General features: G+C 74.5%; 13 protein-coding genes. 3 read left to right on the top strand and 10 right to left on the bottom strand.

Features of this window, described 5'->3' with window-relative positions; translation table 11 throughout:
- Window positions 1–159: 159 nt before the first annotated feature.
- Window positions 160–1332, bottom strand: a complete 1173-nt coding sequence (locus tag AC069X_RS37200; RefSeq protein ID WP_478736011.1) for an MAB_1171c family putative transporter — start codon at window positions 1330–1332, stop codon at window positions 160–162.
- A 1-nt stretch (window position 1333) separates the two neighbouring features.
- Window positions 1334–1897: a toxin-antitoxin system, toxin component gene (locus AC069X_RS37195; RefSeq protein ID WP_478736009.1), complete on the bottom strand. Its 564-nt coding sequence runs from the start codon at window positions 1895–1897 to the stop codon at window positions 1334–1336.
- Between the two features lie 433 nt (window positions 1898–2330).
- Here AC069X_RS37195 and AC069X_RS37190 point away from each other — a divergent pair, with 433 nt between their 5' ends.
- Both AC069X_RS37190 and AC069X_RS37185 read left to right on the top strand, forming a co-directional pair.
- Window positions 2331–2495 (top strand): hypothetical protein, encoded by a 165-nt coding sequence (locus tag AC069X_RS37190; protein WP_478736007.1) that lies wholly within the window; start codon window positions 2331–2333, stop codon window positions 2493–2495.
- A gap of 269 nt (window positions 2496–2764) precedes the next feature.
- Window positions 2765–3190: a hypothetical protein gene (locus AC069X_RS37185; RefSeq protein ID WP_478736005.1), complete on the top strand. Its 426-nt coding sequence runs from the start codon at window positions 2765–2767 to the stop codon at window positions 3188–3190.
- Here the strand turns inward: AC069X_RS37185 and AC069X_RS37180 are convergent.
- Complete coding sequence (locus AC069X_RS37180; protein ID WP_478736003.1) at window positions 3176–3979, bottom strand: helix-turn-helix domain-containing protein; 804 nt, start codon at window positions 3977–3979, stop codon at window positions 3176–3178. The two genes, AC069X_RS37185 and AC069X_RS37180, sit on opposite strands and share 15 nt — an antisense overlap.
- 33 nt (window positions 3980–4012) lie before the next feature.
- Complete coding sequence (locus AC069X_RS37175) at window positions 4013–5836, bottom strand: hydroxysqualene dehydroxylase (RefSeq protein WP_478736001.1); 1824 nt, start codon at window positions 5834–5836, stop codon at window positions 4013–4015.
- Window positions 5837–6026: 190 nt separating this feature from the next.
- On the opposite strand from AC069X_RS37175, the gene AC069X_RS37170 reads away from it, so the two are divergent.
- Window positions 6027–6332: a 4a-hydroxytetrahydrobiopterin dehydratase gene (locus AC069X_RS37170; protein ID WP_478735999.1), complete on the top strand. Its 306-nt coding sequence runs from the start codon at window positions 6027–6029 to the stop codon at window positions 6330–6332.
- A 26-nt stretch (window positions 6333–6358) separates the two neighbouring features.
- Here the strand turns inward: AC069X_RS37170 and AC069X_RS37165 are convergent, their stop codons facing one another.
- From AC069X_RS37165 to AC069X_RS37140, 6 genes are all read right to left on the bottom strand, one after another.
- Window positions 6359–6784, bottom strand: coding sequence for an RICIN domain-containing protein (locus tag AC069X_RS37165; protein ID WP_478735997.1), 426 nt, complete (start codon window positions 6782–6784; stop codon window positions 6359–6361).
- Between the two features lie 7 nt (window positions 6785–6791).
- The gene (locus AC069X_RS37160) at window positions 6792–7634 is read right to left on the bottom strand and encodes an aldo/keto reductase (protein WP_478735995.1); all 843 of its coding nucleotides are present in this window, start codon (window positions 7632–7634) and stop codon (window positions 6792–6794) included.
- Between the two features lie 332 nt (window positions 7635–7966).
- Window positions 7967–8749 carry an ABC transporter ATP-binding protein gene (locus AC069X_RS37155; protein ID WP_478735993.1) on the bottom strand — a complete coding sequence of 261 codons (783 nt, stop codon included), beginning with the start codon at window positions 8747–8749 and terminating at the stop codon, window positions 7967–7969.
- Window positions 8746–11628 (bottom strand): ABC transporter permease subunit, encoded by a 2883-nt coding sequence (locus tag AC069X_RS37150; RefSeq protein WP_478735991.1) that lies wholly within the window; start codon window positions 11626–11628, stop codon window positions 8746–8748. Before AC069X_RS37150 ends, AC069X_RS37155 begins: the two co-directional genes overlap by 4 nt.
- A gap of 10 nt (window positions 11629–11638) precedes the next feature.
- On the bottom strand, window positions 11639–12910 hold the full coding sequence (locus AC069X_RS37145) for an ABC transporter substrate-binding protein (RefSeq protein WP_478735989.1): 1272 nt from the start codon (window positions 12908–12910) through the stop codon (window positions 11639–11641).
- A gap of 134 nt (window positions 12911–13044) precedes the next feature.
- Window positions 13045–14871: an AMP-dependent synthetase/ligase gene (locus AC069X_RS37140; RefSeq protein WP_478735987.1), complete on the bottom strand. Its 1827-nt coding sequence runs from the start codon at window positions 14869–14871 to the stop codon at window positions 13045–13047.
- Window positions 14872–15222 lie beyond the last annotated feature (351 nt).

Below are 15222 nucleotides of genomic sequence, written 5' to 3'. Positions count from 1 at the left end.
CGGTGAGTTCCTAGACAGCTCCCACCACACCGGAGGTCTTCGTCATGTTCAAGACCTGCCGAGTGTCAACAACGCTCGTGATCAATACACCTAGGCTCTCGTCAAGGTTTCGCCTGGCCGACGGCTGCCTCGAAGGCCGGTGCTGGGGGGGCGTTGCCCCTAGCCGACCGGCAGGCCCTGGCGGGCCGCCGCGACGATCGGGGAGCTGCGGAACTCCCGGGCGAGCGCCGCCAGGGGCTGGCCGCCGATGCGGGCCGGCTCCTCGGGGCCGGTGTCCAGGGCGCCCGCCCGCTCGGCGGCGGCCCGTACCCGGCAGGCGTCGGCGAGCATGGCGGCGTCCGCCACGACGCGGGCGCCCGTCTCGCTCAGGCCCTGACGGCGCGCGGCCCCGTACGCGGCCTCCCGTACGGCGGGGTCGAACCAGCCCGCGAGCGCCAGCAGCCCGTCGTCGATCACCGACTCGCGGTGGATCAGCCGGATCCCGACCGGCGACCACCAGGTCAGCGGGACCGTCGCCACGCTGCGGTGGGCGAACCCGCGCAGCGCCTTCCACAGCGGGCGCAGCCGCCGGTACTGGCTGAAGTCCCGCCAGGCCGCCGAGCCGCCGACCATCGGGACGATGAACCCGGTGCCCACCAGCAGCGCCGCCGCCGACGCCAGCGGCGGGGCCACGTACGTGGACAGGCCGTCCCAGTCGTGGCCCGCCCAGCGGGCTCCGACCGCCGCCCACTTCGCGACGAGGTACCCGAGGTCCAGCACCCCGCCGAGGGTGAGCAGCGCCAGCCCGGTCCTCAGCGGCCGCAGGGCGGGCTCGACCCGCAGCATCCACTTCAGGGAGAGCAGGCTCAGCGCGGCGCTGCCGGCGGTGTGCGCCAGCAGGTAGCAGACGATCATCTCGCGCAGCCAGGGCGTGTTCGCGTAGTACGTGTCCAGGTCCCGCAGCCGTTCCACCGGCGCGTCCCCGATCACGAACAGGGCGACGATCAGCACGGTGACCGCGCCGAACACCCCGGCGGTCACCCAGGTCGCCCGCCGCAGCCGCGCCGCCGGACCCCCCTCCCAGTGCAGGATCAGCACGATCGAGGCTCCCGAGAAGGCGGTCAGCACGCCGTACACCAGCGGGGCGGCGAAGTTGGCGACGCCGGTGAGCCGGTTGACCGCCGCGAGGGACGGCGGCGCGGCCAGGAAGGTGAGCAGGCAGCCGACCAGCAGCAGCGCGCACACGGCACGCATCAGCGGCTGGTCCCACCCCCTGCGCAGGGCCGGGGCCTTGATCAGCAGGGCCAGCACCATCACCGATCCGGCCAGGTACAGCGGCAGGCCGTCGTTCACGTCAGCGGCTCCAGCCGAGCGAGGACTTGATGCGTTCGAGCTCCGCCGGGACGGGCGCCTGCCGGGGCGGGGGCAGGAAGGCCTTGAGGAGCTTGCCGAGGTGCAGGCCGAAGGTCTCCGCCCGGATCTCGGCCGGATCCTCGGCGTCGGCCCGCGCGGCGGCCTGACGGACCACCGACTCCAGGGCGGAGTCCGCCCGCAGCAGGTCCGCCAGGCTGCCGTGCGGGCCGGCCAGCCGCGCGGCCACCGCCATCGCGGGGCCGTGGCCGCCGCAGGCGCCCTCCTCGATGTGCCACAGCTCGTGGCCGGCGATGACCAGCTGGTGCTCGGGCCGGGTACGGGCCTCGACGACGACCAGGTCGCGGTCCTCCAGCTCCAGCCAGAGCCCGCTGGCGGTCTCCGGCGGGAACGGGGCGAAGCGGAAGTCCACGCTCCGGCCGCCGCGGCGGCGCCCGAAGGCCGCGCACAACCCCCCGATGATCTCCGCGACCCCGGCCGGGGGCCTCAGCCGGGCCTCCGCCAGCAGCTCGGCGCCGAGCTTCCGCATCGTCCGTGTGGTCCTCATGGCGCTTCCCCCTCGGCGGTGTCGTCCCTGCGCGCGCACCCCGGCTCCTGCCCGGGCCCGCGGCCCCGACGGCTCCCCGGCCGTCGCGGGGCCGGTCCGGGCGGGCGGTCCTCCGTACGCCGACAGGGCGTTCGGATCGGTGGCCCGGTGCGGTGAAGCCTAGCCGCCGACCCCGCCCCCAACCACCGCATCCCCCACACTCACCCCGCCCACCGCCACCCGCCAACCGCCATGGCCCTGAAGGTAACCGCAGTTGGGGCGGGCATCCGGCCTCGCCCCCAGGCTGGGGTCGGGTTCCGGTTCCGTCTTCGTCGCAGGTACGGTCTCGGCCATGCTGAACGTGCCTCCTTCAGGGGAGGGAAAGGGGCCTGGCCGCGTGCTGTGAGAGGTGAGCGGCGGGTCCTGCCGAGGTGGTGGACGGAGGGGCTGCGGCATGCGGTGGGTCATGCGGCACAAGGACGACGAGGCGGGCCTGTGCCGCTGGTGCGGGAACTTCATGCGGCACGAGAGCCGCTGGTACCGCCGGTATTGCGGCCCCGGGCACCGCATGCGCATGTACTGGGCGCAGACCGTGCTCCGGGTGCTGGACAACCTCTGACCGGTCCGAGCCGGTACAGGCAGGCGACGAGCCGGCGGCGCCGGCGGCCGGGCGTGGAACCGGGTGGACCGGTACGGCCGGCCGGCAGCCCGGAGGCACGGGGGCCGCAGGGGTCGGGCACGTCCGGCGAGGGAGTTGCTTACCCCGGAGGTAATCGACCCGTCCCCGGGGCCGGCGGCAGAGTGGGGGCACCGGGTTCCGGGGCCGCGCACTCGGCTCCGGGGCCCGCCCCCACCGGTACGTCCGACCCCGACGGAGGCAGATCCGCCATGTCCGCGACCCTGATCGGCAGCATCGCCCGCACCACCGTCCCGCAGACCGCACTGCGCCGCTTCCTCGCCCTCGACGCGGTGGTCACCACCGGCAACGGCCTGGCCTACGCGGCCTTCTCCGAGCCCCTCGGCCGGTTCCTCGGCATCGGCCCGGCCCTCCTCCTCGACCTCGGGCTGTTCCTGACCGCGTACGGCGCCGGGGTCGGCTGGCTGGCCTCGCGCCGCCGTCCGCCGGTCTCCGGGGTGAAGCTGGTCATCGAGGCCAACTACGCGTGGGCCGTCTTCAGCCTGGTCCCGCTCATCGCCTGGCTCCAGCCGACCACGGCCGGCGCGGTGTGGATCCCGGCGCAGGCCCTCGCCGTCGCCGCCTTCGCCCTCTTCCAGCAGCTGGCCCTGCGCGCGTCCCGCTCAGGGGTTCAGTGAGCGCAGGTACTTCACCGTCGCCGGGTCGGCCGGGAGCAGGGTCTCGATGGCCAGCTCGGCGACGGTCACGTCCATCGGCGTGTTGAACGTCGCGATCGACGACACGAAGGACAGCACGTGCCCGTCGTGCTCGATCACCAGCGGCAGCGCGATGTACGGGACGGGTTCGTCCGGTTCGCGGTCGCCCGGGCGCTCCGGCACCGGATAGGCGGCCACCTCCTCGTACAGCTCGCGCAGCCGCTCCGAGCGGGCCAGCGCGATCTGCCGCTCCATCTGGGCCAGCAGGTGTCCCCGCCACTCCCTCAGATTGCGGATCCGCGGCGCGAGGCCCTCCGGGTGCAGGGTGATCCGCATCGCGTTCAGCGGCGGGGTCAGCAGGTGCTCCGGCAGCCCGTCCAGCAGCATCCCGATGCCCGCGTTGGCGGCCACCACGTCGTACACGGCGTCGACGACCAGCGCCGGGTACGGCTCGTAGCCGGTCAGCAGCCGCTGGATGCCCTCGCGCAGGGTCTCCATGGCCGGGTCGTCCAGGCCGGTGCACGCGTAGCGCGGGGCGTAACCCGCCGCCAGCAGCAGCGCGTTGCGCTCCCGCACCGGCACGTCGAGGCGGTCGGCGAGCCGCAGCACCATCTCCTCGCTCGGCCGGGACCGCCCGGTCTCGATGAAGCTGATGTGGCGGGACGAGGAGTCGGCGCGGCCCGCCAGTTCCAGCTGGCTGATCCCGCGCCGCTGCCGCCAAGTCCGCAGCAGGGCGCCGACGGTGGGCGCCGTGGGAGTCGTGAGGGTCATGCCCCCGACGGTAGCCGAGCCGACCCGCCCCGATCAGCCCAGGTCGAAGACGTTCCGCAGGCCGAGACGGTAGCGCCACAGGTCGTGCCGCTTCGCCGCCTCCAGCTCCGGGGGCCGGTGGCGGGGGATGACCGCGCACCGCTCCGCCCGCGAACCGTCGCGGTCCAGCAGCGCGTTGACGGCCGCACGTGCCGACGCGTTCGCCCCCTCCATCGTGGCCAGGTCGATGTCGACGGCCACGTAGTCCCCGCTGAGGAAGAAGTTGGGGATCCGGGTGTCCGCGCTCGGCCGGTCGTGGAAGGTGCCCGTCGGGTGGATCAGCAGCTCGTCCTGGTTGGTGGGCTCCGGGGTGCCCAGGCCGTCCACGCCCGGGTCCAGGAACCACGAGTGCAGGGTGCGGTCGGTCAGCGGCGTCCTCCCGGTGTCGTTGAGGGAGGCCTTCAGCTGCGCCCACACCTCGCGCGCCACCTCCTCACGGGTGCACTGCTTGGCCGTCTTCCCGTACAGGATCCCCGGCTTGTCCCACTCGGAGACGTCCACCGACAGGCAGTCGACGGCGGTGCCGTCGCCGTAGTCGGCCGGGAAGTCACGGGACGGCCAGTGCTCGGCCTGCTGGATCGCCGTCAACGACCACGGGGAGTCGATGCAGTTGAAGTGGCCGTGCACCAGCGGGGCGCGCTCGGTCAGGTAGAACTGGATCCCGGTCATCCAGTCGGTCCGCAGCCGGTCGCAGCGCCCCAGCATCGGGTCGGCGGCCCGAAGCGCCGCGCTCCAGGTGCGGCGGGCGTGCTCCACGGGCAGCGCGCTGACGTAGTGGTCGGCGGTGACGGTCCGCGCGGCCCCGTCCGGGTCCAGGACCGCGACGCCGCTCACGCGGCCGTCCCCGTACCGCACCTCCCGGACCGTCCAGCCGATCCGGAACTCCACGCCGAGGGAGCGCAGGTGCCGCTCCCAGGGGTCGATCCACGCCTCGTTGGTGGGCAGGTTCAGGATGCGGTCCGGCGGCCCGTCCGCGCCCTGCCCGAGGGCGTTGCAGACGAAGGCCTCCCCGAGCGTGCCGACCGTACGGGTCGAGGCCTCCTCGGCCTTGGTGGCCACGATGTTGCGGGTGATGCCCACGGCCAGGATGCGCTGGTACTCGGACGACATCCGCGCGGCCCGGGTGAACTCCCACCAGGGCGTGCGCTCCCAGACCTCGTCGCGGCGCTCGTCGCAGCTGGTGAGGAAGACCAGGACCCGGTTGACGAAGTACGCCGTCTCGTGCGCGGGCAGCCGGACGAAGGACTCCAGCATCCCGGTCAGGGCGCGCCGCAGCTCCTCCGGGGTCAGCCCGGCGGGGGAGTGGCCGGGCCAGGGGATCGGCGCGCGCAGGTCCTCGCGGCCGCCCGCCCGGGCGAACATCATCTCCGGCGGGGCGACCAGGTTGTCCCACACGCCGTGCGCGTTGCCGGGGAAGGGGATGCGCCGCATGGTGTCCGGCAGGTTGTGGTAGATCCCCGGGATGAAGCGGAAGCCGTGTTCGGCCGGAAGGGGTCTGCGGCCGCCCCGGGCGCTTCCGGGCACGTCCATGCTGCGCGCCTTGCCGCCCAGCGCCCGGCGTTCGTACACGGTGACGGCGTAGCCGCGCTCCGCGAGCTCGTGCGCGGCCGTCAGGCCGGCCACCCCGCCGCCGAGGACGGCCACGGTACGGGCGGCGCCGCCCGCCGGAGGGCCGGCGGCCGCGGCGGCCGGTGCCGCGAGGGCGCCCAGGGCCGGGAGGGTGCCGGCGGTGGCCGCCGCACCCGCGATGAACGCGCGCCTCGAACTTCCCGTACCGCCCGTACCGCCCGTACCGCCCCTGCCGCCCGTAGCGGACATGCCCCGCCTCCTTGTTACCGGTGGTAATGCTCGGTCCGGCGCTGGAGCATAGGGGGGTCGGCGGGTGCCCGGAAGCATCGTGAAGCACCCGGGCGCACTATGGCGGGAAAGGTTCACCACGGCGCGCCCCGTGGAAAACTGACCGCACATCACGGGAAGCCGGGCAAGAGGACGGGGAAGGAGACAGCGGATGCCGAGCGAACCGCTTTCACAGAAGGAGATCGAGGACCGGCTCCGGGAACTCCCCGGCTGGGCCTTCGACGACGACCGGATCGAGCGCACCTACCGCCTGGACACGCACCGGGCCGCCGGAGCCCTGGTCGCCCACATCTGCGCGGTCCAGGACGACCTGAACCACCACTCGGAACTCACCCTCGGCTACAACACCGTCCGCCTCTCGGTGAACAGCCACGACGCGGGCGGCGTCGTCACGGAGAAGGACTTCGCCCTCGCCGGACGCGTCGAGGCCCTCGCTCCCGCCCACGGCGCGAGCTGAAGCCCCGCCACCCCCTCCGCACCACGTCAGACGGGCTCCAGCCGCCACCACTGGGAGGGCGAGTCGGTGTCCTCGCCCTGCCGGGCCCGGCCCTCGCCGTCCGCCTCCAGCGGCAGCCCGCTGATGCACGCCACCAGCGACACCACCCCCGGATCGTCCAGGTGCTCCTCCACCAGCCACTCCTGGGCGCCGAAGGCGTTGGCACGCCACACCTGCACCCGCGCACCGCTCTCCGTCGAGGCGTTCGCCACGTCCAGGCGCCGCCCGTTGTCCTCGCTCACCACGTGGAAGACACCGCCGCCGCTGTGCACCGGGGAGATCCGCCACCGCCGGGCGGCCGCCGGAGCGGGCGGCCCGTCGGGGCCGACCCGCACCCGTGAGGCGCCCTCCAGCTGGAGCACCAGCCCGCTGGCCACGTTGCGGATCCGGTAGGTCCCGTCTGCGAAGGTCACGCTCACCTCAGTTGTCGAAGACGGCCGGGTCCGGCCCGATCCGGTGCCCGCCCGCGCCCAGCCCGTCCAGCGCCGCCAGGTCGTCCGCGTCCAGCTCGAAGCCGAACACGTCCAGGTTCTCGCGGATCCGCGACGGGGTCACCGACTTCGGGATCACGACGTTGCCCAGCCGGAGGTGCCAGCGCAGCACCACCTGCGCGGGGCTGCGTCCGTGCTTGGCGGCGACCGAGGTCACCTCCGGCAGGCCGAGCAGCTCCTTGCCCTGCCCCAGCGGCGACCAGGCCTCGGTGGCGATGCCCAGCGAGGCGTGCAGGGCCCGCAGCCCGGCCTGCGGGAACAGCGGGTGCAGCTCGACCTGGTTCACCGCAGGCACCAGCGGGCTCACCTCGCGCAGCCGCTCCAGGTCCTCCGGCCGGAAGTTCGACACGCCGACCGCCCGGGCCCGGCCGCTCGCCGCGATCTCCTCGAAGGTCTTCCAGATCGTCAGGAAGTCGTCGCGCATCGGGCGCGGCCAGTGGATCAGGTACAGGTCGACGTGGTCGAGGCGCAGCTTGCCGAGCGAGTCGTCGAAGGCGCGCAGCGTCTCGTCCCGGCCCCACCGGTGCCTGGAGCTGTTCCACAGCTTGGTGGTGACGAACAGCTCCTCACGGGGGATCCCGGACGCGGCCAGCGCCTTGCCGGTGCCGCGCTCGTTCCCGTACGCGGCCGCCGTGTCGACGCTGCGGTAGCCGGCGTCGAGCGCCGCCGAGACGGCCTTCCTCGCCTCGGAGTCCGGCACCTGCCAGACGCCGTAGCCGAGCTGGGGCATGGACGTGCCGTTGTTGAGCCGGACGGCGGGCACCTGGTTCACGTCTGGTCGTTCCCTCGGGTCGGTGGCGCGGTGCGGTGCGGAACGGCCGCGCCGCGCCACGGCGTACGCGGGGCGACAACCGGCCTCCCGCCCCACCCTATTCCCGCCACCCGCCCGCTCCGCTCAGGGCGCGTTGGTCCGGAGGCCCCGGGAACCGGTCTTCCCGCCCCCGGGGCCGGGCCCGGGGGACCGAGGAAGGCGGCGGCCGCCCCGCCCGTCCGCCCCCGGCCCCCGGCCCCCGGACGAGCGCTCAGCCCCGTGGCCGTGGCCGTGGCCCCGGCCGGCTCACGGTGCACCGGCGGGCGGCGTACGCGCCCACCGCCCGCCGGCCCCTACGCCGACCCCAGGTACGCCTCCCTCACCCGCGGGTCCGCGCGGACCTCCGCCGGCGTGCCCTCCGCCAGGACGGTGCCCAGGTCCAGGACGACGACCCGGGAGCAGAGGTCCATCACGAAGGCCACGTCGTGCTCCACCAGCAGCACCGCACAGCCCTCCTCCTCCGCCAGCCGCCGCACCACCCGCGCCAGCTGCTCCCGCTCCGGCGCCGACATCCCCGAAGCGGGCTCGTCGAGCAGCAGCACCCTCGGCGGATCGGCCACCGCGCGGGCCAGTTCCACCATCCGGGCCTGCCCCACCGGCAGCCCGCCGGCGTACGAGGACCCGAGCGCGCCGATCCCGCAGTCCGCCAGCACCCGCCCCGCCCGCTCCCGCCGGAGCCGCTCGCGGGCCCGACGGGAGGGAAGGGCGAGCAGGTCGGCGGCGGGACCGCCCCCGCCGCCGCGCCACTCCTGGGCGACCAGCACGTTGTCGGCCACGCTCAGCTGGCCGAAGAGCTGCTGCCGCTGGAAGGTGCGGCGCATCCCGTGCCGGGCCCGCCACACCGGGGACCGGCGGGTGATGTCCACCCCGTCCAGCAGCATCCGCCCCCGGTCGGGCCGCCGGATCCCCGACAGCACGTCGAACAGGGTGGTCTTCCCGGCCCCGTTCGGCCCGATCAGCCCGCACACCTCCCCGGCACGGACCCCGACGTCCACCCCGTCCAGCGCCCGGACCCCGCCGAAGCGCACGCCGATCCCGCTCGCCCGGAGCACCTGTCCGTCCGTACCGCCGCTCATGGCGCCATCCCCAGGTAGGCCTCGGTGAGCCGGTCCCGCTCCACCTCGGCGCGCGGGCCGCACCAGGACACCCGGCCCTGGGCGAGATAGGCCACCGTGTCGGCGATCCCGAGGATCTCGGCGGCCTTCTCCTCCACCAGCAGCAGCGCGGTCCCCGCGTCGCGGAGTTCGGTCAGCAGCGCGTACACCTCCTCCACGACGCGCGGCGCGAGCCCGAGCGAGGGCTCGTCCGCGACCAGCACCCCCGGCGGGCGCTGGAGCAGCGGGGCCAGCGCGAGCATCTGCTGCTCCCCGCCGGAGAGGGCGCCGGCGGCGACGCCGCGCCGCTCCCGCAGCCGGGGGAAACGCCCGTACACGGCGTCCCGTTCGCCGGGGTCCTCCAGGTACAGCGCCAGGTTCTCCTCGATGGTGAGGCCGGGGAAGATCCCCCGCCCCTCGGGGGCGAGCAGTACTCCGGCCCGCGAGCGCCGTACGGCCCCGTCCAGGGTCGCGTCCCGCCCGGCGACGGCGACCGTCCCGCCCGTGGCCGGCAGCAGCCCGGCGGCGACCCGGCACGCGGTGCTCTTCCCGGCCCCGTTGGGACCGAGTACGGCGAGGATCTCCCCGCGCCGGACGGTGAGGTCCAGCCCATGCAGCACGGTCCCGCCGTCGTACCCGGCGGTGACCCCGCGCAGTTCGAGGGCGGCCGGTGCGACGGGCGCGGGCGCGGCGAGGCTTCCGTCCACTCCGCCCCGCTCCGAGGCCGTGGCCGCCGCCCCCGGCCCCACGGCCGGCGCACCGCCCGCTCCGGCGCCGAGCCCGGCCCCGGCCTGCCCGGCCCCGGCCGCGTGTGGCCGCGGCCCGACGACCATCCGGGGGCCGGCGGCCCCCGGGCCGGCAGCCGGGGTGGCCGCCGCCGGGGTGGCCGCCGCCGGGGTGGCCGCCGCCGGGGTGGCTCCCGGCCCGGGGGACCCGGCCCCGTCCCCGCTCCGCCCGGCCCGGGCACGGGCCCAGCGCAGCGGACCGGCCGCGCAGTACCCGTCGGGGTCGTTGGCCAGGGCCAGGCCGGCCAGGCCGAAGAGGATCACCGGCAGATGGGCCGACTCCGTCACGTAGTCCGTCAGCAGCCGCGGCGCGAGGGCGAACACCAGCCCCGCCACCACCGCGTACGGCGCCCGGCGGACCCCCGCCGCGACCACGACCGCCAGCCACACCAGCCCGGTCATGGCGGTGAAGTCCGTCGCCGTGATGCGGGTGTTGTACGAGGCGTAGAGCACGCCCCCGAAGCCGGCCAGCCCCGCCGACAGCGTGAACAGCAGCAGCTTCGTCCGCAGCACGGACACCCCGGAGGCCATGGCCGCCGCCGGGGCCGACCGCACCGCCAGCATCGCCCGCCCCGACGGGGAGTTCCGCAGCGCCCCCAGTCCGGCCGCCACCAGCGAGACCAGCACCACCAGGGCCACCCCCAGCGCCCGGTCGTCGGTCAGGTCCAGCGGGCCGATCACCGGCCTGGGCACCGCCCAGCCCGCGTCCCCGCCGCGCAGCCACCGCATCTGGAAGAGCACCTGGTCGGCCAGGAACGCCAGCGCCAGGGTGGCCAGCGCCAGCGACCGCCCGCCCAGCCGCAGCGCCGGCAGCGCGACCAGCGCCCCCAGCGCGGCGGCGACGCAGGTGCCCACCGCCAGCGCCGCCGCGAAGGGCCAGCCCCGGCTCATCAGCAGCCCCGCCACCAGCGCGGCCCCGGTGACGAAGGTGGCCTGCGCCAGCGAGACCATCGCGCCGAGCCCGGTCACCACCGTGAAGGACATGAACACCAGGCCGAGGGCGAGTCCCTGCGCCAGCAGCCCGCTCCAGAACGGGGTCGTGACCGTGTAGAAGGCCGTGCACAGCAGTGCGGCGGCCGCCGCCCAGACCCCCCAGCGGCGCCCCCACGGGGCCCCGGCCAGGTGGTCGGGCGGGGGCGCTTCCACGGCGGTCACCCCGGCCGTGCGGGCCCGCCGGGTCAGCACCAGCAGCCCGCCGAACAGGATCAGGAACGGCACCGCCGTCCGGAAGCCGGTGATCCCCTCGGCGAAGGAGGCGTACCCGGCGACGAGGTTCTGCACCACCCCGAGCCCGAGCCCGCCGGCGAAGGCCAGCGGTACGGAGGCGAACCGGCCGATCACGGCAGCCGTCGCCGACACGAACAGGAATAGGGTGAAGTCGTGCGCCGACAGCCCCAGGAGCGGGGTGGCGAGCACCCCCGCGAGCCCGGCCAGCGCGGAGGCGATCATCCACGCCACCGAGGACAGCCGGTCGGCGCTGATCCCGCGCAGCTCGGTGAGCGAGCGGTTGTCGACGGCGGCCCGCAGCCGCAGCCCCAGCCGGGTGTGCCGCAGCAGCACCCACAGGGCGGCCGCGACCACCGCCGTCACCACCCAGGTGATCAGCTGGTCGGAGTCCACGCCGACGCCGTCCGCGAGCTGCCAGGACCGCGCGGGACTCGGCCCGACGCCGGGCAGTCCGAACTGGTTCTCGGCGGGCTTCAGCGGCAGGCCCGCCGCGGTGAGCAGCTCCACCGCCCACAGCCCGGCCGCCGGCAGCGCCACCAGCAGGCCGATGGTCGCCACGATCTGGGCGGTCTCCCCGACCCGGGCGAGCCGGCGGAACATCAGCCGGTCCAGCCCCCAGCCGAGCCCGGGCGCCAGTACGCACACCACCAGCAGGGCGGCCGGGACGGCGGGCCAGCCCAGGCCCGAGTGCAGCTCGTAGAAGGTGAGCGCGCACAGGTAGGCGGTGGCCCCGTGCGCGAAGTTGAACAGCCCGGACGCCGAGTACGACAGCACCAGCCCGGTGGCGAGCAGTGCGTACAGGGCGCCGGAGACCAGGCCGCTCAGGACGAAGACGGGCAGGTCGCCCATGCCGCCGCCCCTACTTGAAGGGGATCGGCTCGTGGCAGGCGAACGGCACGGAGACCTCGTACTTGCCGTTCTTCAGCTGGACGAGCGCCCCGCAGCCGAAGCTGTCCTTCTGCCCCTTCGGCTCGGCACGGTCGCCGACGAGGGTGCCGGTGTCGGAGAAGGTCTGGGCGGCGTTCTGGAAGTGGGTCGTGGTCAGGTCCTTGCCGGCCTTCTGGGCGATGGCGAGGAAGAGGTCGGCCGACATGTAGCCGGTGAGCATGTGCATGTTGAGAGGTACGTCCTGGCCGCCGGAGGCCGCCTTGATGTCGGCCTTGAATCGGGCCATCTGCGGGCTGTCCGACTCGAAGGGCTCGAACTGGATCAGGACGTGGACCCCTTCGAGGGCCTGCCGGGTGGCGTCCTTGGCGAGCAGGCCGGGGTCGTAGTCGGTCGGGTCGGACAGCACCCCCTTGTAGCCGGCGCGCTTGAGGGCGGTGAAGAGGCCGATGTTGTTGGGGGTCTGCATGACCGAGACGACGGCGTCGGGCGCCTTGCCCCCGCCGCTCTCCATGATCTCCTTGACGTACGCGCTCCAGTCGCTGGGCACGGCCGTCGCCGGCACCGAGGCCTTGGCGTAGGGGACGGTGAAACCGGCCGCGGCGAAGCCCTGCTGGAAGGTGCGGATGCCGAACTTCCCGGCGTCGCTGTCGTTGGCGATGACCGCGACGGACTTGCCCTTCGCCCCGCCGAGGATCTTGGCGATGCCCTCGGGCCAGGTCTGGTTGAGGGTGCCGCCGGGGGAGGGGACCAGGCAGCCGTTGAACCCGTAGATGTGCTTGGGGCCGCAGAAGGAGGGCAGGGTGCCCCAGCCGAAGGTGGGGACCTTCTCCTGCTCCAGGAAGTCGGCGCCGGAGAAGGTGACCGAGCTCATCGGGGCGACGGCGAACACCTTGTCCTGCTGGACGAGTTTGCGGGCCGCCGCCAGGTTCTTCCCGGGGTCCTGGCCGTCGTCCTCCGCGCCGGTGTAGTCGATGGTGCGCCCGTGCACGCCGCCCTCGGCGTTGGCCCTGAGGTAGCGGGCCCGGGCTCCGAGGTCGGTGTCCTTCTTGCTGTAGCCGCTGGCGCTGGTCATCGACACGATCCCGCCGACCTTGATGGTCTTGTCGGTGACCCCGCGCTGGGTCCCGGGCGCGTCCCCGGCCTTGCCGGGCGAGGTCCCGTCGGAGGTGGCGGCGGAGTTGCAGGCGGAGACGAGCGCGAGTACGGCCGCCGCTGCGGCGAGGGCGCGGATGGGTCGTGACATGGGTGGATCCCCTCCGTAGGAATCCCCGCATTCTGTGCGCGACCTGACGCACCGTCAATAATTTTGACGGGCTGGAATGACGGTCCGTCAGATCTGTTCCACGGTGGGTGCCCCCGCGACCGGACCGCGCGCGCCTACGACGGGTAGAGGCCCGCCACCTCCCGCGCGTACTCCTTCTCGATGGCCCGCCGCTTCAGCTTCAGCGAGGGCGTCAGCAGCCCCCGCTCCTCCGTGAACTGCTCGGCCAGCACCCGGAACGCGCGGATCCCCTCCGCCTGCGAGACCAGGGTGTTCGCCGCCACCACCGCCCGCCGCACCTCCGCCGTCAGATCCGGGTCACCCGCCACCTGCTCCGCCGTCCGCTGCGGCAGCTTGCGCATCGACAGCCAGTGCGCCACCCCCTCCATGTCCAGGGTCACCAGCGCGGCCACGAACGGCCGGTCGTTGCCCACCAGCACGCACTGGGACACCAGCGGATGCGAACGCACCCGCTCCTCCAGGGCCGCCGGGGCCACGCTCTTGCCGTTGGAGGTCACCAGGATCTCCTTCTTGCGCCCCGTGATGATCAGGTAGCCGTCCCCGTCCAGCCGGCCCAGGTCCCCCGTCGCCAGCCAGCCCCCGCGCAGCACCTCCTCCGTGGCCCGCGGATCCCCCAGGTACCCGGAGAAGACGTGCGCGCCGTACAGCCACACCTCCCCGTCATCGGCGATGTGGACCGTCGTGCCCGGGACCGGCGGCCCCACCGTCCCGTACTTCACCGCCCCCGGCGGGTTCGCCGTCGCGGCCGCGCAGGACTCCGTCAGCCCGTACCCCTCGAACACCGTGATCCCGGCACCGTCGAAGAACAGCCCCAGCCGCCGCGACATCGCCGACCCGCCCGACATCGCGTACCGCACCCGGCCCCCGAGGGCCTCGCGGACCTTCCCGTACACCAGCTTCTCGAAAAGCTGGTGCTCCATGCGCAGAGCCGCGGACGGCCCCGGCCCGCACCCGAACGCCTTCTCCTCCCGCGCCCGCGCGTACCGCACGGCCGTCTCCACCGCCCGGTCGAAGGGCCCCTTGCGGCCCTCCGCCTCCGCCGTGCGCCGCGCCGCCGCGAAGATCTTCTCGAAGACGTACGGAACACCCAGCACGAACGTCGGCCTGAACGCGGCCAGGTCCGGCAGCAGTTCGACGGCCGCCACCGCCGGCTGGTGCCCGAGCTTCACCCCGGCCCGTACGGCGGCCACCTCCACCATCCGCCCGAACACGTGCGCCAGCGGCAGGAACAGCAGCGTCGACGGCGGCTGCCCGCCCGGCCCCGCCCGGAAGACCGGCTCCCACCGGGCCGTCAGCGTATCGGCCTCGTACATGAAGTTGCCGTGCGTCAGCACACAGCCCTTGGGCCGGCCCGTGGTCCCCGAGGTGTAGATGACGGTCGCCACCGCGTCGGGCGTCACGGCACTCCGGTGGCGGTGCACCACCTCCTCCGCCACCCCCCGCCCGGCCTCCACCAGCTCCTCCAGCGCCCCCGCGTCGAGCTGCCACAGCAGGCGCAGCCCCGGCAGACCCTCGATCACCGAGCCGACCGTCATCGCCTGGTCCTCGTCCTCCACCACGCAGCCCGTACAGGCCGAGTCGTACAGGATCCAGTGCACCTGCTCCGCCGAGGACGTCGGATACACGGGCACGGGCTGCGCCCCGATCGCCCACAGCGCGAAGTCGAACAGTGTCCACTCGTAGCGGGTGCGCGACATCACGGCGACCCGGTCCCCGAACCGGACCCCCTGCGCCAGCAGCCCCTTGGCGAGCGCGAGGACCTCCCCGGCCAGCTGACGGGCGGTCACATCCCGCCATTCCCCACCCGTCTTGCGTCCCAGCACCACATGATCGGGGTCCTGCCCGGCGCGCCGGAAGACGGTGTCGGCCAGGCCCCCGGTCGGCGCGCCGGTGACCAGGGGTGGGACGGTGAACTCGCGCACGTTCGGCTCCTCTGCGTGCAGGGCGCCGCGACGCTACCTCACCCGCACCCGCGCCCGGCACCCCCGCGGAAACCTCCACAAGATCCCCCCGCCCCCGCACCCCCGGCCACCTGCGACGCGGGCACCGGCACGCCCGTCGGCTCGCGGCGGCGGCCCGCTGTCTCCCCCGCGCGGGGTGGGGGCGGGGCGGCGGCTGCCCACCCGCCCCCGGGTACGGGCGGGTGGCCGGTGAGCCGGACCCCCTGACCCCGTCTCAGGGAGGGGCTGGGGGTTTCCCGTCAGTCCCATCGTCGTTCCGTGTCGTGCCGGCCTGTCAAGGGCGCTCCTTCGTCGCGTCACTTCGTGATCGCC

Source organism: Streptomyces sp. NPDC043896, from assembly GCF_056435605.1.
Note: the sequence above shows the minus strand (reverse complement) of the source record. Positions and strands in the feature narration are given on the sequence as shown.

Excerpts from the sequence above, each read along its gene's own strand:
- AC069X_RS37195 (WP_478736009.1), bottom strand. The coding sequence starts at position 1,897 with ATGAGGACCACACGGACGATGCGGAAGCTCGGCGCCGAGCTGCTGGCG.
- AC069X_RS37190 (WP_478736007.1), top strand. The coding sequence starts at position 2,331 with ATGCGGTGGGTCATGCGGCACAAGGACGACGAGGCGGGCCTGTGCCGC.
- AC069X_RS37185 (WP_478736005.1), top strand. The coding sequence starts at position 2,765 with ATGTCCGCGACCCTGATCGGCAGCATCGCCCGCACCACCGTCCCGCAG.
- AC069X_RS37180 (WP_478736003.1), bottom strand. The coding sequence starts at position 3,979 with ATGACCCTCACGACTCCCACGGCGCCCACCGTCGGCGCCCTGCTGCGG.
- AC069X_RS37175 (WP_478736001.1), bottom strand. The coding sequence starts at position 5,836 with ATGTCCGCTACGGGCGGCAGGGGCGGTACGGGCGGTACGGGCGGTACG.
- AC069X_RS37170 (WP_478735999.1), top strand. The coding sequence starts at position 6,027 with ATGCCGAGCGAACCGCTTTCACAGAAGGAGATCGAGGACCGGCTCCGG.
- AC069X_RS37155 (WP_478735993.1), bottom strand. The coding sequence starts at position 8,749 with ATGAGCGGCGGTACGGACGGACAGGTGCTCCGGGCGAGCGGGATCGGC.
- AC069X_RS37150 (WP_478735991.1), bottom strand. The coding sequence starts at position 11,628 with ATGGGCGACCTGCCCGTCTTCGTCCTGAGCGGCCTGGTCTCCGGCGCC.
- AC069X_RS37145 (WP_478735989.1), bottom strand. The coding sequence starts at position 12,910 with ATGTCACGACCCATCCGCGCCCTCGCCGCAGCGGCGGCCGTACTCGCG.